This is a genomic window from Kitasatospora sp. NPDC048715, from assembly GCF_043198905.1.
In the GTDB taxonomy this organism is placed as follows: domain Bacteria; phylum Actinomycetota; class Actinomycetes; order Streptomycetales; family Streptomycetaceae; genus Kitasatospora; species Kitasatospora lactacystinica.
This window is the reverse complement of record NZ_JBICVH010000008.1, coordinates 230,022-251,124: the sequence shown is the minus strand read 5'-3', so window position 1 is coordinate 251,124 and position 21,103 is coordinate 230,022. Positions and strand designations below refer to the sequence as shown.

Annotated in this window: 3 protein-coding genes; 2 read left to right on the top strand and 1 reads right to left on the bottom strand. The window is 76.2% G+C overall.

All coding sequences use genetic code 11. The features are described from left to right. The first annotated feature begins 29 nt into the window (after positions 1-29). A complete protein-coding gene (locus ACGFSC_RS17195; protein WP_392863544.1) occupies positions 30-4,898 on the top strand; it encodes a type I polyketide synthase in 4,869 nt (1,622 codons plus the stop codon). Positions 4,899-4,946: 48 nt separating this feature from the next. Beyond that, positions 4,947-19,568, top strand: a complete 14,622-nt coding sequence (locus ACGFSC_RS17190) for a type I polyketide synthase (RefSeq protein ID WP_392863542.1) — start codon at positions 4,947-4,949, stop codon at positions 19,566-19,568. A gap of 66 nt (positions 19,569-19,634) precedes the next feature. Here the strand turns inward: ACGFSC_RS17190 and ACGFSC_RS17185 are convergent, their stop codons facing one another. Next, the gene (locus tag ACGFSC_RS17185; RefSeq protein WP_359905265.1) at positions 19,635-20,858 is read right to left on the bottom strand and encodes a cytochrome P450; all 1,224 of its coding nucleotides are present in this window, start codon (positions 20,856-20,858) and stop codon (positions 19,635-19,637) included. Between the last annotated feature and the right edge of the window lie 245 nt (positions 20,859-21,103).

Below are 21,103 nucleotides of genomic sequence, written 5' to 3'. Positions count from 1 at the left end.
CCTGCTGCCGAACCCCTACCCGACACCCTGTGAGGCCTGACATGGCGGACGAGCAGAAACTGCGCGACTACCTCAAGCGCGTCACGGCCGAACTGCACCAGGCCCGGCAACGGCTGCAGTCCGCCGAGTCGGCCGACCGCCAGCCGATCGCGATCGTCGGCATGGCCTGTCGGCTGCCCGGCGGCGTGGACGGCCCGGACGCGCTCTGGCGGCTGGTGTCCGAGGGCGTGGACGCCGTCTCCGCCTTCCCCGAGGACCGCGGCTGGGACGTCGGCGAGGACGCCGGATTCGCCCGCAGCGGCGGCTTCCTGCACGACGCGGACGGCTTCGACCCGACGCTGTTCGGCATCTCGCCGCGCGAGGCGACCGCCATGGACCCGCAGCACCGGCTGCTGCTGGAGGCCTGCTGGGAGGCGTGCGAGCGCGGCGGCGTCGACCCGTACGCGCTGCGCGGCAGCCGCACCGGGGTGTTCGCCGGGCTGATGTACCGGGACTACGCGGCCCGCATGATCGACATCCCCGAGGGGGTGGACGCCTACCTCGGCATCGGCAACATGAGCAGCGTCGCCACCGGCCGGATCTCCTACACCCTCGGCCTGGAGGGCCCGGCGGTCACCATCGACACCGCCTGCTCCTCCTCGCTGGTCGCCCTGCACCTGGCCTGCCAGTCGCTGCGCTCCGGCGAGACCACGATGGCCTTCGCGGGCGGCGCCACCGTGATGGCCTCCCCGGACACCTTCACCGGTTTCGCCCGGCAGGGCGGGCTCTCCTCGGACGGCCGCTGCAAGTCCTACGGCGCCGGCGCGGACGGCACCGGCTGGGCCGAGGGCGTCGGGATGCTCCTGCTGGAGCGGCTCTCGGACGCCCGGCGGCTCGGCCACCAGGTGCTCGCGGTGGTCCGGGGCAGCGCGGTCAACCAGGACGGCGCCTCCAGTGGGCTGACCGCGCCCAACGGCCCCGCCCAGCAGCGGGTCATCGAGGACGCGCTGGCCAGTGCGCGGCTCACCACGCTGGACGTGGACGTCGTCGAGGGCCACGGCACCGGCACCCGGCTGGGCGACCCGATCGAGATCCAGGCCCTGCTGGCGACCTACGGTCAGGACCGGCCCGAGGACCGGCCGCTGCGGCTGGGCTCGGTGAAGTCCAACCTCGGGCACACCCAGGCCGCCGCCGGCGTGGCGGGCGTGATCAAGATGGTGCAGGCGATGCGCCACGGCACCATGCCGCGCAGCCTGCACGCCGAGCAGCCGACCCCGCAGGTCGACTGGTCGGCCGGCGCGGTGCGGCTGCTGACCGAGGCCGAGCCCTGGCCCGAGCTGGACCGGCCGCGCCGTGCGGGCGTCTCTTCCTTCGGCATCAGCGGCACCAACGCCCACGTCGTCCTGGAGCAGGCCCCGGAGGCCGAGGCCCCGGCCGATCCCGGGCAGCCGGCCCCCGGCGTGGTGCCCTGGCTGCTGGCGGCCCGCACCACCGAGGCGCTGCGCGCCCAGGCCGGTCGGCTGCACGCCTTCGTCGCCGACACCGAGCCCGACCCGGTCGACGTCGGCCGCTCGCTGCTCTCCCGGGCGCCGCTGGAGCGGCGCGCCGTCGTGCTCGGCGCCGACCGGGACCGCCTGGCCGACGCGCTCGCCGCGCTGGCCGGGGACCTGCCCGACAAGGCCGTGGTCACCGGGGTGGCGGGGGAGGGCCGCAGCGCCTTCCTGTTCACCGGCCAGGGCGCCCAGCGGACCGGGATGGGCCGCGAGCTGTACGAGGCCTTCCCGGTGTTCCAACGGGCCTTCGACGCGGTCTGCGCCGAGCTGGACCCGCGCCTGGAGCACTCCGTCAAGGACGTGGTGTTCGGCGGGAGCCGGGACCTCCACCAGACGGTCTGGGCCCAGGCCGGGCTGTTCGCGCTGGAGATCGCCCTCTTCCGGCTGTTCGAGTCCTTCGGCGTGCTGCCGGACTTCCTGCTCGGCCACTCGATCGGCGAGGTGGCGGCGGCGCACTGCGCCGGGGTGCTGACCCTGGCGGACGCCTGCGCCCTGGTCGCCGCGCGCGGCCGGCTGATGCAGGCGCTCCCGGCCGGCGGCGCGATGCTCGCCGTGCAGGCCACCGAGCCCGAGGTGGCGGCGGCCCTCGCGGCCGTCACCGGCACCGCGGACGTGGCCGCGCTCAACAGCCTCGGCTCGGCGGTGGTCTCGGGCACGGCGGACACCATCGACGAACTCGCCGCGCACTGGACGGCCGAGGGCCGCAAGACCAGTCGGCTGACGGTCTCGCACGCCTTCCACTCGGCCCTGATGGAGCCGATGCTGGACGAGTTCCGGGCCGTCCTCGCGACGCTCTCCTTCGCCGAGCCCCGCATCCCGATCGTCTCCACCCTCACCGGCGCGGTGGAGGACGAGCTGCTGCGCACCCCCGACTACTGGGCGCGGCAGGTCCGCGAGACCGTCCGCTTCGCCGACGGCGTCGAATGCCTCAAGGCCCAGGGGGTCGGCCGGTTCGTGGAACTCGGCCCCGACGGCGTGCTCACGGCGATGGCCCGCGAGAGCCTGCCCGGGTCGGCGCTCACCGCGACGGCGCTGCGCAGCAGCTGGCACGACACCGGGGTGTTCGTCACCGCGCTGGCCGACCTGTGGACCCGCGGCACCGCGGTCGACTGGCAGGTGCTCTTCGACGGCCACGGCCGCCGGGTCGAGCTGCCGGTCTACCCCTTCCAGCACGAGAAGTACTGGCTCCACCCGGTGGCCGCGCCGGCCGGCGGGCCCGTCGACCCGGGCCTCTGGGCGGCGCTGGCCGGCGAGGACGCCGACGCGATCGCCGACCGGCTCGACGTGACCGACCCCGGGGTCCGGGCCTCGCTGCGCACCGCGCTGCCGCTGCTGTCCGACTGGCACCGGCGCGATCGCGAGGAGGCCGAGGTCGCGGGCTGGCGCTACCACGTCGGCTGGGAGCCCGTCCCGGACGCCCCGGCCCCCGCCCTCACCGGTGACTGGCTGCTGGTCGTGCCCGCCGCGGCGGCCGACGACGAGCGGGTGCGTGCCCACCGGGACGGCCTGACCCGGCACGGCGCCACGGTGGTGACGGTGCCGGTCGCGGCGGACGCCGCCGACCGGACCGACCTGGCCGTCCGGCTGCGGCAGGCCGTCGGCGACGGGCGGCGGCCCGCCGGAGTGCTCTCCCTGCTGGCGCTGGAGACCGGGCCGCACCCCGAGGTGCCGGCGCTCCCCGGGGGCACGGCCACCACGCTGCTGCTCGTCCAGGCCCTGCTGGACGCCGGGATCGACGGCCCGCTGTGGTGCGTGACCGAGGGCGCGGTGTCCACCGGCGACCACGAGCCGCCCGCCGAGCCGGGCCAGGCGCCGGTCTGGGGCCTGGGCCGGGTCGCCGCCCTGGAGCACCCGCAGCTGTGGGGCGGTCTGATCGACCTCCCCGCCGGGGCCGAGGAGGAGGACTTCGACGCGCTGGCCGGCCTGCTGACCGCCGCCGACGGCGAGGACCAGCTGGCGGTCCGCCCGGAGGGCGTCTTCGCCCGCCGGCTGCTGCCCGCCCCGACGGCCGACCCGGAGGCGCCCGCGTGGCAGCCGCGCGGCACCGTCCTGGTGACCGGCGGCACCGGCGCGCTCGGCGGGCAGGTGGCCCGGTGGCTGGCCGCCGGCGGCGCCGAGCACCTGGTGCTGGTCAGCCGGGGCGGCCGCGGCGCCCCCGGGCTGGCCGGGCTGGAGGCCGAGCTGACGGAGCTCGGCGCCCGGGTCACGGTGGTCGCCTGCGACCTGTCGGACCGCGCGGACGCCGCCCGACTGGTCGCCGAACTCGACGCGATGGAACCGAAGTTGAGGGCCGTCGTGCACGCCTCTGGGGTCAGTGCCTCGGCGCCGCTCGCCGACACCACCTTCGCGGAACTCGACCGGACGGCGGCCGGCAAGGTCGCGGGCGCCCGGCACCTGGACGAACTGCTCGACCAGCGCCGGCTGGACGCGGTCGTGCACTTCTCCTCCATCGCGGGCGTCTGGGGCGTCGGCGAACAGGCCTGCTACGCGGCCGCCAACGCCTACCTCGACGCCCTGGCGCAGCGGCGCGACGCCGAGGGCGTGCGCGCGCTGGCCGTCGCCTGGGGGCCGTGGGACGGCGGCGGCATGGTCGACCAGGCGATCAAGGAGCCGATGCGCCGGCGCGGCATCTCGCTGCTGGCGCCGGAACGGGCGATGCACGCCCTGCAGCGGGCGCTGGACCTGGACACCGGAGCGGTCACCGTCGCCGACATCGCCTGGGAGCAGTTCGTCCCCGCGTTCACCGCGCTGCGGCCCAACCGGTTCTTCGCCGAACTGCCCGAGGTCCGGGCGCTCGCCGCGGTCACCGTCACCGAGGGCGAGGACCGGAACCGGCTCGCCGCCCTGCGCGAGCGGCTGGCCGCCCTCCCGGGCGCCGACCGCGAGCCCGTCCTGCTGGACCTGGTCCGCACCCACGCGGCCGTGGTGCTCGGACACGACGGCCCGGCCGCGATCGACGTCGACCGGCCGTTCCGGGACTTCGGCTTCGACTCGCTGGCCGCCGTCGAACTGCGCAACCGGCTCGGCGAGGCCACCGGCCTGCCGCTGCCCGCCACCGTGGTGTTCGACCACCCGACGCCCGCGGTGCTGGCCGCCCACCTGCTGGGCGAGGCGCTGCCCGACGACGCGGCGGCGGCCCTGCCCTCCACGGCGGAGCTGGACCTGCTCGAAGAGGCGCTGCTGGCCCGGGCGGAGGACGACGTGGACCGGGTCCGGGTGGTCCTGCGGCTGGAGGCGCTGCTCACCCGCCACCGGGGCGCGGGCGGCGGCGACCCGGTCGCCTTCGACGACCTGAGGGACCAGCTCAGCAGGGCCAGCAACGAAGAGCTCTTCGACGTGATCGACCGGGATCTCGGCCTCTCGTGAGCAGGGGTGCGTGGTGGCCGGGGACAATCTTGGAAGGCGGCAGTTTCGATGGCAGATGATGCGCGGCCGATGGCGGACGACGCCCAGCGGCTCCGCGACTACCTCACCCGGGTGGTCGCCGAGCTGCAACACACCCGCCGGCGGGTCCGGGACCTGGAGTCCGCGGCGGGCGAGCCGATCGCCATCGTCGGGATGAGTTGCCGCTACCCGGGCGACGTGCGCTCCCCGGACGACCTGTGGCGGCTGGTCAGCACCGGCCAGGACCCGATCGGTCCGCTGCCCGCGAACCGCGGCTGGGACCTCTCGCTGGCCGACGAGCCGTCCTGGGCGGGCGGATTCGTCGAGGACGCCGGGGAGTTCGACGCGGACCTGTTCGGGATCTCGCCGCGCGAGGCGCTGGCGATGGACCCGCAGCAGCGGCTGCTGCTGGAGACCTCCTGGAAGGCCTTCGAGGACGCCGGGCTCGACCCGCTGTCGCTGCGGGGCTCCAGCACCGGCGTCTTCGTCGGCGTCACCTCGGTCAGCTACGGCCCCGGGATGGACCTGCCGGAGGACGTGGCCGGCCACCTGATGACCGGCACCGCCTCCAGCATCGCCTCCGGCCGGGTGTCGTACACCTTCGGCCTGGAGGGCCCGGCGGTCACCGTGGACACCGCCTGTTCCTCCTCCCTGGTCGCGCTGCACCTGGCCGTCCAGTCGCTGCGCGAGGGCGGCTGCGACCTGGCGCTGGTCGGCGGCGTCACGGTGATGACCACCCCGATGCAGATCGTCGAGTTCGGCCGCCAGGGCGGTCTGGCCTCGGACGGCCGCTGCAAGGCGTTCTCCGACGAGGCCGACGGCGCGGGCTGGTCCGAGGGCATCGGCCTGCTGCTGGTCGAACGGCTCAGCGACGCGCGGCGCCGCGGCCACCAGGTGCTCGCGGTGGTCCGCGGCAGCGCGATCAACCAGGACGGCGCCTCCAACGGCCTCACCGCCCCGAACGGCCCGGCGCAGGAACGGGTGATCCGACGGGCGCTGGCCAACGCCCGGCTGAGCGTCGAGGACGTGGACGCCGTGGAGGGCCACGGCACCGGCACCCGACTGGGCGACCCGATCGAGGCCCGGGCGCTGCTGGCCACCTACGGGCGCGGCCGCTCCGCCGAACGCCCGCTCTGGCTCGGCTCGATCAAGTCCAACATCGGCCACACCCAGTCCGCCGCCGGGGTGGCGGGCGTGATCAAGATGGTCATGGCGATGCGCGACGGCACCCTGCCGCCCACGCTGCACGCGCGACGGCCCTCCGCCCAGGTCGACTGGTCGCCCGGCACGGTCCGGCTGCTGACCGAGCCGCGGCCGTGGCCGGCCGCCGACCGGCCCCGCCGCTCGGCGGTCTCCTCGTTCGGGATGAGCGGCACCAACGCCCACGTCATCCTGGAGCAGGCCCCGGAGCCCGAGCCCGTCGAGCCCGCTGCCGCCCCCGAGGGCACCGCCCCCGCCGAGGGCACCGGGCCCGCGCTCACCGCCGGCCCGCTGCCGTGGCCGCTGGCCGCGAAGACGGCGGACGGGCTGCGCGGCCAGGCCGTCCGGCTGCGCGACGCCATGACCGCGGACGACGCCCCCCGGCCGGTGGACGTCGCCCGCTCCCTGCTGACCCGGGCCGCGCTGCCCAGCCGCGCCGTGGTGCTCGGCGCGGAGCGCGCGGAACTGCTGGCCGGCCTGCAGGCACTGGCCGACGGGGAGTCGGCGGCCAACCTGGTGCGCGGCGAGGCCGCCGGCGGCACCGGGGTGGTCTTCGTCTTCCCCGGCCAGGGCAGCCAGTGGGCCGCGATGGCCCGTGAACTCCTGGACGCCTCACCGGCGTTCCGGCAGCGGCTGGAGCAGTGCGAGGCGGCGCTCGCGCCGTACGTCCCCTGGTCGCTGTCCGAGGTGCTGGGCGGCGCGCCGGACGCCCCCGACCTGAGCCGGGTGGACGTCGTCCAGCCGGTGCTCTGGGCGGTCATGGTGTCGCTGGCCGAGGCCTGGCGCTCGGTCGGCGTCCGCCCGTCCGCGGTCGTCGGCCACTCCCAGGGCGAGATCGCGGCGGCCTGCGTCGCCGGCGGCCTGACGCTGGAGGACGGCGCCCGGGTCGTGGCGCTGCGCAGCCGGGCGCTCGCCGCCCTCGCGGGCCGCGGCGGCATGGTCTCGCTGCCCGTCGGCCGGGAGCGGGCCACCGAGCTGATCGCCCCCTGGGGCGAGGGCCTCTGCGTGGCGGCGGAGAACGGCCCCGCCTCCACCGTGGTCTCCGGCGAGGCCGGCCCCGTCGAGGAGCTGCTGGCGCTCTGCGAGGCCCGGGAGGTGCGCGCCCGTCGCATCCCGGTGGACTACGCCTCGCACTCCCCGCAGGTCGAGGAGCTGCGCGAGCGCATCCTCGCCGACCTCGCGCCGATCACCCCCGGCTCCAGCGGCATCGCCTTCTACTCGACCGTCACCGGCGCGCCGATCGACACCGCGCGGATGGACGCCGGCTACTGGTACGACAACCTGCGCTCCACCGTCCGCTTCGAGCAGGCCACCCGCGCCCTGCTGGCCGACGGCCGCTCGGTGTTCGTGGAGAGCAGCCCGCACCCGGTGCTCACCATCGGCATCCAGGACACCGCGGACCAGGCAGGCACCCCGGTGACGGTCACCGGCACGCTGCGCCGCGAGGACGGCGGCCCGGACCGCCTCCTGGCGGGCGCCGCCGAGCTGTGGACCGCCGGGGTCGCCGTCGACTGGTCGGCGGCCTTCGCCGGCGGCACGCGCACCGCGCTGCCCACGTACGCCTTCCAGCGCCGCCGCTACTGGCCCGATCCGCTGCCCGCCCCGGCGCGGGCGGCCGGGGGCGGCGACCCCGCCGAGAGCGGGTTCTGGGACGCCGTCGAGCGCGGCGACGCCGAGGAACTGGCCGCCACCCTGCGGCTGGACGAGGCGCCCGGGGTCCTGGACGCGGTGCTGCCCGCGCTGGCCGGCTGGCACCGCGGCCGCCGCCGGGGCGCGACCGTCGACTCCTGGCGCTACCGGGTCACCTGGACCCCGGTCCCCGACCTGCCCGCGCACCCCCGGCTGGGCGGCCGCTGGCTGCTCGCCCTCCCGGAGGGCGGGAACGGCGGGGAGGTCGCCGACCTGCTGCGCTCGGCCGGGGCCGAGGTGGTCGAGCTGACCGTCGCCGCCGACGCCGACCGTACGGAGCTCGCCGAACGGCTGAGCGCCGTCGGCTCCGCCACGGGTGCGGTCTCGCTGCTGGCGGGCGCCGAGGACGCACCGCAGGCCCCGGCCGGGCCGGCCGCGACCGTCACCCTGCTCCAGGCCCTCGGCGACGCCGACCTCGACGCGCCGCTCTGGTCGCTCACCGGCGGCGCGGTGTCGATCGGCCGCGCGGACCCGCTGCGCAGCCCCGTCCAGGCGCTGGCCTGGGGCCTCGGCCGGGTCGCCGCGCTGGAGTACCCGCGCCGCTGGGGCGGTCTGATCGACCTTCCGGCCGTCCTGGACGCCCGGGCCGGAGCCCGGCTGGTGGCGCTGCTCGGCGGCGCCGCCGGGGACGAGGACCAACTCGCCGTGCGCGGCTCCGGGGTGTTCGCCCGCCGCCTGGCCCGCGCCCCGCGCGCGGCCGGGACGACGCTCGAACTGCCCGGCTCGGTGCTGGTCACCGGCGGCACCGGCGCGCTCGGCGCGGTCGTCGCCCGCTGGCTGGCCGGCCGCGGCGTGCCGCACCTGACCCTGCTCGGCCGGCGCGGCACGGCGGCGCCGGGCGTGGCGGACCTGGTCGCGGAGCTGACCGCGCTGGGCACCCGGGTGACCGTGGCCGCCTGCGACCTGACCGACCGGGAGTCGCTGGCCGGCGTGCTGGCGCGGATCCCGGCGGAGTTCCCGCTGGTCGGCGTGGTGCACGCGGCCGGCGTCGGCCAGGCCATGATGCTGGACCGCACCGGCCCGGCGGAGCTGGCCGAGGTGCTCGGCGGCAAGGTCGCCGGCGCGCTGCACCTGGACGAGCTGACCCGCGGCCTGGACCTGCGGATGTTCGTCACCTTCGGTTCGGGCGCCGGGATCTGGGGCAGCGGCGGCCAGGCGGCCTACGCGGCCGCGAACGCCTACCTGGACGCTCTGGTCCTCCGGCGCCGGGCCGAAGGCCTGCCCGGCACCTCGGTCTCCTGGGGCGCCTGGGGCGAGGTGGGCATGGTGTCGACCGACGCCGTCCGCGACCACCTGCGCGAGCGCGGCATGGTGCCGATGGACCCGGACCTGGCGATCGAGGCGCTGGCCGGGGCCGTCGACGCGGGCGAGGACTGCCTGACCGTCGCCGACATCGACTGGCCCCGCTTCGTCGACACCTTCACCGCCACCCGGGTCAGCCCGCTGCTGGCCGACCTCCCCGAGGCGCGGACGGCGGACGAGGAGCCGGCCGGCGAGGACCGGCGCCCGGACCTCGGCCGCCGGCTCGCCCCGCTGCCCGAGGCGCAGCGCCGGCAGATCCTGCTGGACCTGGTCCGCACCGAGGTCGCCGCCGTGCTCAAGCACCCGGACGTCCGGGCCGTCGAGGCCGCGCGGACCTTCAAGGACCTGGGCTTCGAGTCGCTCACGGCGGTCGAGCTGCGCAACCGGCTGAACCGGGAGACCGGCCTGCGGCTGCCCGCGACCATGGTGTTCGACCACCCGACGCCGACCGCGTTGGTGGCCTACCTGGAACGGGAGTTGGATCTCGGAGCCGAGGCGGGCCCGGCCGGCGCCGAGCCGGCGGCGGTCCCGGCCGGCCTGGACGAGCCGATCGCGATCGTCGGCATCGGCTGCCGCTTCCCCGGCGGCGTCCGCTCGCCCGAGGACCTGTGGACCCTGGTGGCCGACGGCGCCGACGCGCTCTCCTCCTTCCCCGTCGACCGCGGCTGGCCGGACCGGGTGCCGGGCGTGGACAGCGCCGTCGGCGGCTTCGTGGACGACGCCACCGAGTTCGACGCCGGGCTGTTCGGCATCTCGCCGCGCGAGGCGCTGGCGATGGACCCGCAGCAGCGGCTGCTGCTGGAGGCGTCCTGGGAGGCCTTCGAGGACGCCGGCATCGATCCGCACGAGGTGCGCGGCAGCCGGACGGGCGTCTTCGCGGGCGCCTCGTCCTCGGGCTACGGCCACGGCCAGCTGCTCGACGGGGTCGAGGGGCACGTGCTGTCCGGCACCGCCAACAGCGTGATCTCGGGCCGCGTCTCGTACGTGTTCGGCCTGGAGGGTCCGGCGGTCACGGTGGACACGGCCTGCTCCTCCTCGCTGGTGGCGCTGCACCTCGCGGTGCAGGCGCTGCGGGTGGGCGAGTGCGGCATGGCGCTGGCCGGCGGCGTCGCCGTGATGGTGAACGCCGGCGCGTTCGGCGAGTTCAACCGGCAGGGCGGCCTGGCCTCGGACGGCCGCTGCAAGGCCTTCGCGGCCGGTGCGGACGGTACGGGCTGGGGCGAGGGCGTCGGCGTGCTGGTGCTGGAGCGGCTGTCGGACGCCCGGCGCAATGGGCACCAGGTGCTGGCGGTGGTCCGGGGGAGCGCCGTCAACCAGGACGGTGCGTCCAACGGGCTCACCGCGCCGAACGGGCCCTCGCAGGAGCGGGTGATCCGTCAGGCGCTGGCCAACGCGGGGCTGTCGGTCTCGGACGTGGACGCCGTCGAGGCGCACGGGACGGGCACCCGGCTCGGGGACCCGATCGAGGCGCAGGCGCTGCTGGCCACCTACGGCCGGGACCGCGACGGTGAGCCGCTCTGGCTGGGCTCGGTGAAGTCCAACCTGGGCCACACCCAGGCCGCCGCGGGTGTGGCGGGCGTGATCAAGGCCGTGCAGGCGATGCGCAACGGTGTGCTGCCGGCCACCCTGCACGTGGACGAGCCGACGCCGCAGGTGGACTGGTCGGCGGGTGCGGTCGAGCTGCTGACCGAGGCCCGGCCGTGGCCGGAGGCCGGTCGCCCGCGCCGGGCGGGCGTCTCCGCCTTCGGGATCAGCGGGACCAACGCCCATGTGGTGCTGGAGCAGGCTCCGGCCGAGGAGCAGCTGCCGGTCGAGGAGGCGACGGGGCCGACGCCGTGGGTGGTGTCGGCGCAGAGCGCCGGGGCGCTGAAGGCCCAGGCGGCGCGGCTGGCCGGGAAGTTGGAGTCCGAGGCGCTGGAGTCCGAGGCGCTGGAGTCCGGGGCGGCTTTGGAGTCCGGGGCGTTGGAGTCCGGGGCCCGTCCGCAGGACGTGGCGTGGTCGCTGGCGACCGGGCGGGCCGGGCTGGCCCACCGTGCGGTGGTGATCGGCGACGGCCGGGCCGCGCTGCTGGACGGCCTGCTCGCGCTGGCGGACGGCCGCCCCTCGGGCGGGGTCGTCAGCGGTGTCGTGGCGGAGGGCCGCACGGCGTTCCTGTTCACGGGGCAGGGCGCGCAGCGGGTCGGCATGGGCCGGGAGTTGTACGAAGCCTTCCCGGTGTTCGCCGGGGCGTTCGACACGGTCTGCGCGGAGTTCGACCTGCTACTGGACCGGCCGGTCCGGGACGTGGTGTTCGAGGGTGCGGAGGACCTGGACCGTACGGTGTGGGCGCAGGCCGGGCTGTTCGCGGTCGAGGTCGCCTCGTACCGGTTGCTCGAATCCTGGGGCGTGACACCCGACTTCCTGCTCGGCCACTCGATCGGCGAGGTGGCGGCCGCCCAGGTGGCGGGCGTTCTCTCGCTGGCGGACGCGTGCGCCCTGGTGGCGGCACGTGGCCGGCTGATGGACGCGCTGCCGAGCGGCGGGGCGATGCTCGCCGTCCAGGCCGCCGAGGCCGAGATCCGCGACGCGGTCGGCGACCGGCTGGACGTCGCGGCCGTCAACGGCCCGACCTCCGTGGTGGTTTCGGGTCCGGCCGAGGTGGTGGAGGAGTTCGCGGCCCGTTGGAAGACCGAGGGCCGCAAGATCCGTCGGCTGACGGTCTCGCACGCCTTCCACTCGGCCCTGACGGAGCCGATGCTCGCCGAATTCGCCTCCGTACTCGCGAAGTTGACCTTCGCCGAGCCGAGGATCCCGATCGTCTCCACCCTGACCGGCAGCCTCGCCGAGCCGGGCCTGCTCGCCACCCCCGACTACTGGGTGCGCCAGGTCCGCGAGGCCGTCCGCTTCGCCGACGGCGTCGACGCCCTGCACCGCCAGGGCGTCACCCGCTACGTCGAGCTGGGACCGGACGCCGTGCTGTGCGGCCTGGCCGGTCAGGCCGTGGGGGAGGCCGTGTTCGCGCCGCTGCTGCGCCCCGGCCGGGACGAGCGGGAGACCGTCCTGCGGGCGCTCGCCGCCCTGTGGGCGGCCGGGGCCGGGCTCGACTGGTCCGCGGTGCTGCCCGCCGGCCGTCGGGTCGCCCTGCCGACGTACGCGTTCCAGCGCGAGCGCTACTGGCCGCGCTCCCTCGACCTGGGGAGCCTCACGGCCGACCCGGCCGAGACCCGGTTCTGGCAGGCGGTCGAGAACCAGGACCTGGACGGCCTGGCCGAGGCCCTGGAGATCGACCGGGCGCCCGAGGAGCTGGCGTCCGTCCTGCCGGTGCTGTCCTCCTGGCGGCAGCGCCGCCAGGTCGACTCGGTGGTGGACTCCTGGCGCTACGAGGTGGTCTGGAAGCCGCTGACCGGCCTCACGGAGACCCTCCTGTCGGGGCGCTGGCTGCTGGTGACGGCCGAGGGGGCACCCGTGGAGGCCGTCGAAGCGGCACTGCGGGCCGCCGGCGCGGACGTGGTGACGCTGGCCGGCGAGGGCCTCGGCCGGCGGGAACTGGCCGACCGCATCCGCGAGTCGGCCGCCGAGGGCGAGCCGGTGAGCGTGCTCTCCCTGCTCGCCGTGGCCGAGCAGCCGCAGGGCCCGGGCTCGTGGGTGTCCTCCGGCGTGGCCGGGACGCTGACGCTGGTCCAGGCACTGGGCGACGCGGGCGTCCGGGCCAGGCTGTGGTCGACGACCGTCGGTGCGGTGTCGGTGGGCCGGGCGGACCGGTCGGTGAGCCCGGCGCAGGCGCAGATCTGGGGTCTGGGCCGGGTGGCCGCACTGGAACTGCCGGACCTGTGGGGCGGGTTGGTCGACCTTCCGCCGGTGCTGGACGAGCGGGCCGGCCGCCGGCTGGTGGCGGTGCTCGGCGGTGCCGAGGACCAGGTCGCCGTGCGCTCCTCGGGCGTCTACGGGCGCCGGGTGGTGCGGGCCGCGCAGCGGAGCGGCCGCGGCGGCGTTCGGACCCCGTCCGGGACGGTGCTGGTGACCGGTGGTCTGGGTGCGCTGGGTGCGGAGGTGGCCCGTTGGCTGGCCGGGCGCGGGGTGCCGCACCTGGTGCTGACCGGCCGTCGTGGCGATCGGACGCCGGGCGCCGCCGAGCTGGTGGCCGAACTGACCGGTCTGGGTGCCCGGGTGACGGTCGCGGCCTGTGACGTGGCGGACCGCGACGCGGTCGCCGCCGTCCTGGCCGCGGTGCCCGCCGAGCTGCCGCTCACGGGCGTGGTGCACACCGCGGGCGTGGTGGACGACGGCGTGCTGGACGGCGAGACGGTCGAGCGGTTCGAGCCGGTCTTCGCCGGCAAGGTCGGCGGCGCCGAACTGCTGGACGAGCTGACGGCCGGTCCGGAGCTCGATCTGTTCGTGGTCTTCTCCTCGGTCGCGGCGACCTGGGGCAGTGGTGGTCAGGGCGCCTACGCGGCGGCCAACGCCCACCTGGACGCGCTGGTGCTGCGGCGCCGGGCGCGCGGGCTGCGGGGCACGTCGGTGGCCTGGGGCCCGTGGGCCGGTGAGGGCATGGCAGCCCAGGGCGATGCCGCCGAGCAGCTGCGCCGTCGTGGTCTGGCCGTGATGGACCCGGAGTCGGCGGTGTCGGCCCTGGCACGGGCGGTGGACGCGGACGAGGTCTGTGTGACCGTCGCGGACGTGGACTGGCAGCTGTTCGCGCCGGCCTTCACGGCCGTGCGCACCAGCCGGCTGCTGGCGGAGCTGCCGGAGGCCGTCGGCGCGCAGGCGCCGGTGGTCGAGGGCGTGGAGCTCTCCTCGGAGTTCCGGGAGCGGCTGGCGGAGGCCGCGGCCGGGCGCCGGGAGCGGATGCTGGTGGACCTGGTCCGGACCGGTGCGGCCGCCGTCCTCGGGCACGCTTCGATGGAGGCCGTGGACGCCGGTCAGGCGTTCCGCGACCTCGGCTTCGACTCGCTGACGGCGGTGGCCCTGCGCAACCTGCTGGTGAAGGAGACCGGGCTCTCGCTGTCGGCCACGCTGGTGTTCGACTATCCGACGCCGGTGGTGCTGGCGCGGCATCTGGCCGAGGAACTGCTGGAGTCGGTGCCCGAGGCGGTGGCGGAGCAGGCCGGTGCGGCGGTGGCCGTCGCGGACGATCCCGTCGTGATCGTGGGCATGAGCGCCCGCTATCCGGGCGGGGTGCGTTCGGCGGCCGGGCTGTGGGATCTGGTGGCCGCCGGGGCGGACGGGGTCACCGGCTTCCCGACCGACCGCGGCTGGCCGCTCGAAGCGGTCGGCGCCGCGGCGGCGCGCGGCGGCTTCGTGGAGAGCGTGACGGAGTTCGACGCCGGGCTGTTCGCGATCTCGCCGCGCGAGGCGCTGGCGATGGACCCGCAGCAGCGGATCCTGCTGGAGGCCTCCTGGGAGGCCTTCGAGGACGCCGGGATCGACCCGCGCTCGGTGCGCGGCGAGCAGATCGGCGTCTTCGTCGGAGCCTCCAACTCCGGCTACGGTGCCGCCGGCGGCCTGGAGGAGGTCCAGGGCCATGTGCTGGCCGGGACGGCGAACAGCGTGATCTCCGGCCGGGTGGCGTACGCCTTCGGTCTGGAGGGCCCGGCCGTCACCGTCGACACGGCCTGCTCCTCCTCGCTGGTGGCCCTGCACTGGGCGGCGCAGGCGCTGCGCGAGGGCGACTGCGGGCTCGCGCTGGCCGGCGGTGTCACCGTGCTGGCCACCCCCGGGGTGTTCGGCGAGTTCGACCGCCAGGGCGGCCTGGCCGCCGACGGCCGCTGCAAGGCCTTCGCGGCCGGCGCGGACGGTACGGGCTGGGGCGAGGGCGTCGGTCTTCTGGTGCTGGAGCGGCTCTCGGACGCGCGCCGCAACGGGCACGAGGTGCTCGCGGTGGTCCGGGGCAGCGCGGTCAACCAGGACGGTGCCTCCAACGGCCTGACCGCCCCGAACGGTCCGGCTCAGCAGCGGGTGATCCGGCAGGCGCTGGCGAGTGCCGGGCTGTCGGCCGCCGAGGTGGACGCCGTCGAGGCACACGGCACGGGCACCGTGCTGGGCGACCCGATCGAGGCGCAGGCGCTGCTGGCCACCTACGGCCGGGACCGCGACGGCGAGCCGCTCTGGCTCGGCTCGGTGAAGTCCAACATCGGGCACACCCAGGCCGCGGCGGGCGTCGCGGGCGTGATCAAGATGGTGCAGGCGATGCGCCACGGGGTGCTCCCGGCGACCCTGCACGTGGACGAGCCCACCGCCGAGGTGGACTGGTCGGCGGGCGCGGTGGAACTGCTCACCGAGGCGCGCCCCTGGCCCGAGCTGGACCGGCCGCGCCGCTCGGCGGTGTCCTCCTTCGGCATCAGCGGCACCAACGCCCATGTGATCATCGAACGCCCCGAGCCCGGGCCGGTGCCCGCGCCGGTGGCGGGGGCCGGCCTCGGGCCCGTGCCGTGGGCGCTGTCCGCCCGCACCGCCGAGGGGCTGCGCGGCCAGGCCGAACGGCTGCGCGAGCACGTGCGGGAGCACGGGACGACGGACCTCCGGGACGTCGGCCGCGCCCTGGCCACCACCCGCGCCGCGCTGGAGCACCGGGCGGTCGTCGTCGGCTCCGACCGCGAGGAACTGCTGCGCGGGCTGGCCGCCGTCGTCGACGGCGCGCCGAGCGCGGCCGTGGTCTCCGAGCGCGCGGGCGACGGCCGGGTGGCGTTCCTGTTCACCGGCCAGGGTGCGCAGCGGGCCGGGATGGGACGTGACCTCCACGCCCGCCACCCGGTGTTCGCGGAGGCCTTCGACGCGGTCTGCGCGGAGTTCGACCTGCTGCTGGACCGCTCGGTCAAGGACGTGGTGTTCGAGGGCACCGAGGACCTGGACCGTACGGTGTGGGCGCAGGCCGGGCTGTTCGCGGTCGAGGTGGCGCTGTTCCGGCTGCTCGAATCCTGGGGCGTGGTCCCGGAGTCGATGCTCGGCCACTCGATCGGCGAGATCGCCGCGGCGCACTGCGCCGGGGTGTTCCCGCTGCCGGACGCCTGCGCCCTGGTGGCCGCGCGCGGCCGGCTGATGGAGGCGCTGCCCGAGGGCGGGGCGATGCTGGCGGTCCAGGCCACCGAGGCCGAGGTCCGCGAGGCCATCGGCGGCCGCCTGGACGTCGCGGCCGTCAACGGCCCGGCCGCCGTGGTGGTCTCCGGCCCCGTCGAGGTGGTCGAGGAGTTCGCCGCGCGCTGGTCGGCGGCCGGGGTGAGGACGCGCCGGCTGGCCGTCTCGCACGCCTTCCACTCGGCCCTGATGGAGCCGATGCTGGACGACTTCGCGGCCGTCCTGAAGGGCCTGGCCTTCAGCGAGCCGGGCATCCCGGTGGTCTCCGCCCTGACCGGCGGGATCGCCGGGCCCGGCCTGCTCACCACCCCCGACTACTGGGTGCGCCAGGTCCGCGAGGCGGTCCGCTTCGCCGACGGCGTCGAGACCCTGCACCGCCAGGGCCTGACCCGGTTCGTCGAACTGGGCCCCGACGGCGTGCTGTCCGCGCTGGTGGCCCGGATCGTCCCGGACGCCGTCGGCGTGCCGCTGCTGCGCGAGGGACGGGACCACGTGCCGTCGGCCGTCGGGCGGCTCTGGGCGGCCGGCGTGCCGGTGGACTGGGCGGCCGTGCTGCCCGGTGGCCGGCGGGTCGACCTGCCGACCTACGCCTTCCAGCGGGACCGCTACTGGCCGGAGCCGACGGTGGCGGCGCAGCCCGTCGACCCGGCGGAGGAACGGTTCTGGGAGGCGGTCGAGCGCGAGGACCTCGGCGAGCTGGCCGAGACCCTGGACGCCCGACCGGAGGCCGTCGGGACGGCGCTGACGGCGCTGGCCTCGTGGCGTCGCCGCCGTCGCCAGGACGCCCGCACCGACGCCTGGCGTCACCGGGTGCTGTGGCAGCCGGCCGCCGCGCCGTCCGGCCGGGCCGTGCTGGACGGGACCTGGCTGGTCGTCGCCCCGGAGGGCGAGGAGCTGGCGGCCGAGGCGCAGAGCAGCCTGGTCGCCGCCGGGGCCCGGACGCTGCGGCTGGCCGTCGACGGCGACGCGGGCGATGCGGGCGACGGAACCCACGGAACCGACGGAACCGACGGAACCGACGGAACCCGCGGGACGGACCGCGCGGCGCTGGCCGCGCGGCTGCGGACCGTGCTCGACGGGGCCGGTGCGCTCGCCGGCGTGCTCGCGGTGCCCGGCGACCGGGTCGCCGAGCTGGCGACGCTCGCCCAGGCCCTGGACGACACCGGCCTGACCGCCCCGCTGTGGGCGGTCACCGCCGGTGCGGTGTCGACCGGCCCGGCGGACCCGCCGGCCGACCCGGGCCAGGCCACCGTCTGGGGCCTCAGCCGCGGCCTCGACCTGGCCGGTCCGGACTGCTGGGGCGGAATCGTCGACCTCCCGGTGCGCCGGGACGCCGCCGCCTGGGACCGCCTCGCGCAGGCGCTCACCGGACCGGAGCAGGAGGCCGCGATCCGCGACGGGCGGGTCTTCGTCCGCCGGCTGGTCCCGGCCCCGGCCGGGGCGGCGGCCGGGCAGGTGCGGTGGCCGGACACCGGCACCGTCCTGGTCACCGGCGGCACCGGCGCGCTCGGCCGGCGGGTCGCCCGCCGACTGGCCGGCCTGGGCGTGCCGCGCCTGCTGCTGGTCGGCCGGCGCGGTGAGCGGGCGCCCGGCGTCGCCGACCTGCTCGCCGAGCTGCGGGCGGCCGGAACCGAGGCGACGGTGGCGGCCTGCGACGTCGCCGACCGGGCGGCGCTCGCCGGGCTGCTCGCCGCGGTCCCCGCCGAGCACCCGCTCACCGCGGTGGTGCACGCGGCCGGGGTCGGCGACGACACCGCGGCCGACGCGCTCACCCCGGAGCGGATCGCCGAGGTGCTGCGGCCCACCGTGGACGGCGCCCGCCACCTGCACGAGCTGACCTCGGGCCTGGACCTGAGCGCCTTCGTGCTGTTCTCCTCGGTGGCCGGGGTCTGGGGTGCCGCACAGCCCGCCCGGGCGGCGGCCAACGCCTACCTGGACGCGCTGGCCGAGGCCCGCCGGGCCGCCGGCCTGGCGGCCACCTCGATCGCCTGGGGGCCGTGGGCCGCCGCCGACGGGCTGACCGCCGACGCCGCCGGCCTGCTGGCCCGCACCGGGCTGAGGGCGCTGGACCCGGACTCGGCGCTCGACCTGCTCGCCCGTCTGCCCCGGGAGGCCTGCCTCACCGTCGCGGACGTCGACTGGGAGCGCTTCGCCGCCTCGTACACGCTCAGCCGGCCGCGCCGGCTGCTGGACGGGGTCCCGGCCGCACGGCGCACCGCCGGCGCGGCCGACGAGCCGGTGCCGGCGGACGCGGCGGCGCTGCGCGAGCGGCTCGCCGGGCTGCCGGACGAGGAGCGGCACCGGGCCGTGCTCGACCTGGTCCGCGCCCACGCCGCCGGCGTGCTCGGGCACGACGGCGCCGAGGCGGTCGCACCGGAGCGGCCGTTCCTGGAACTGGGCGTCAACTCGCTCAGCGCGATCGAGCTGCGCGACCGGCTCCGGACGGCCGTCGGGGTGCCGTTGGAGAGCACCGTGGTGTTCGACAGCGGGACCGCGGCCGAGCTGGCCCGGCGGGTCCTGGCGGCCCTCGGGGGGTCCGCCGCCGCCGAGCCGCGCGAGCAGACCGGGATCCTGCGCACCCTGTACGCCGAGTCGATGCGGCAGAACAAGCTCCACAAGTACATGGAGTTCCTGTCCGACGCGGCCTCCTACCGGCCGATGTTCGACTCGCCCGAGGAGGTCACCGAGCCGCCCGCGCCGGTCTTCCTGGCGCGCGGGCCGAAGCGGCCGCGGGTGGTCTGCCACACCGGCATGTCGGCGCTGGGCGGCGTGCACGAGTTCGCCCGCTTCGCCGCCTCCTTCAACGGCAGCCACGACGTGATCGCGCTGCCGCTGCCCGGCTACCGGGACGGGGAGCAGCTGCCGGCCGGCCTGGAGGCCTCGCTGGACTGGCAGGCCAGGACACTGGTCGAGGTCGCCGGGGACGCTCCGTTCGTGCTCCTCGGGCACTCCGGCGGCGGGCTGCTCGCCCACGCGCTGACCCGCCGGCTGGAGGCGATGGGCGTGCCGGTGGCCGGCGTGGTGCTGGTGGACACCTATCCGATGGACCGTCCGATGCACCAGGAGTGGCTGTCGGAGCTGACCGAGGGCACCTTCGGGCGTGAGGAGCTGGCCGTGCCGATGACCGACACCCGGCTCACCGCCCAGGCCTGGTACGGCCGGATGTACCTCGGCTTCCGGGCCGAGGAGGTCGCCGCCGCCACCCTGGTGGTCCGGGCCTCCGACCCGATCGGCGAGTGGACCCGGGAGGACGACTGGCGCGCCACCTGGGACCGGCCGCACCGTACGGTCGACGTCCCCGGCAACCACTTCACGGTGATGATGGAACACGGCGCCACGACCGCCGCGGCCGTCCGGGAGTGGCTGGACACCCTGGTCGAGCCCGGTGGTGCGCAGGCCGCCGAAGGGTGACCGGACGCGGAACCGCCCGGGAGCGTCTCGTACGCTCCCGGGCGGTTCCGTCCGCGGGCCGCCGGCTCAGGCGCGGTACGCGACCCGCAGCGGCAGGCGCTTGAGGCCCAGCACGAAGTTGAACCGGGTGTGCCACTCCAGCTCCGTGGAGGCCGGCTCGATCCTCCCGTAGCGCCGCAGCAGCTCGGTGATGGTCAGGCAGACCTCGGTCCGGCCGAGCATCGCGGCGATGCAGTAGTGCGGTCCGGAGCCGAAGGCGAGCGACTTCACGCCCTCGCGGCGCAGGTCCAGGCGGTCCGGGTCGGGGAACCTCGCCGGGTCGCGGTGGGCGGCGCCGAGGATCGCCAGGACGACGTCGCCGGCCGGGATGCGCTGCCCGGAGAGGACGAGGTCGTCGGTCAGGTGCCGCAGGATGACCTGCACCGTGGAGTTGTAGCGGGCCAGCTCCTCGAAGCAGTCGCCCATCATCCCCGGGTTCGCCCGCAGCAGCTCCAGCTGGTCGGGGTTGGTCAGCAGGGCGTGCATGCTGTTGCCGATGACGTTGATCGTGGTCTCGTGCCCGGCGTTGAACAGCAGCAGCACCTGGGCGATCACGTCCTCGTCGCTGAGCCCCTCGCCGTCCTCGTCCTTCGCCATCAGCATGGTCAGGACGTCGTCCCGGGGCTCGGCCCGGCGCAGCTCCATCTGGTGCCGGATGTAGGCGCTGAACTCCGGCTCGGCCTGGTTCATCGCGTCCCGCATCCGCGGGGTGATCAGCGGGTCGATGATGTTGGCGATCGCGTTCGTCCACTTGAGGCACTTGTCCGCGTCCTCGATCGGAATGCCCAGCAGGCCGCAGATCACCGCGACCGGGACGGGGGCGGCGAGCTGCTCGATCAGGTCGACCTCGCCCTCGCCCATGTCGTCGATCAGCCGGTTGACGATGCGCAGGATCTCCGGCTCCAGGCGCTGCACGGCGCGCGGCGTCACCGCCCGGGCGATGATGCGGCGCAGCTTGCGGTGCTCCTCGCCGTGCTTCACCAGCATCCAGCGGCTCAGGCTGCGCATCGCCGGGCTGTCGGGACCGCCGCGCTGCTCCGCGAACGCCGGATCCGTGGTGACGCTGGAGGACGCCTGCGGGGAGCGCAGGAACGCGTCCACGTCGTCGTACCGGCTGAGCGTCCAGAATCCGTACGGCGAATGGTGAATGGGTTCCGTCTCGCGCAGCCGCCGATAGTAGGCGTATCTGTTCCTATGGAGCTGCGGATCGTTGAGGTCGAAGAGAACCCTGGTCCTTTGCCGCTCCACCATGACCCGGCCAATCATCGCGAGGAAATTTTTCCCCCAGGCTCCGGCGGACGGTGATGAGGGGTCAACCCCTATCCTTCCCGGCGGCGTGCTGGTTAAGGGGGAATCCTTGAGGCTAGGGGTGGTTGACGGCGCCGGGCCACGATTAGCCTGCGTCGGGCGGGACCGGTGAATTGGGCGGCTGGTGCACGCGGCGGCGGCGAAAGTCCAGGAATTCCCTCAACGGGCCGGCCGGTCGTCTCCGTCTA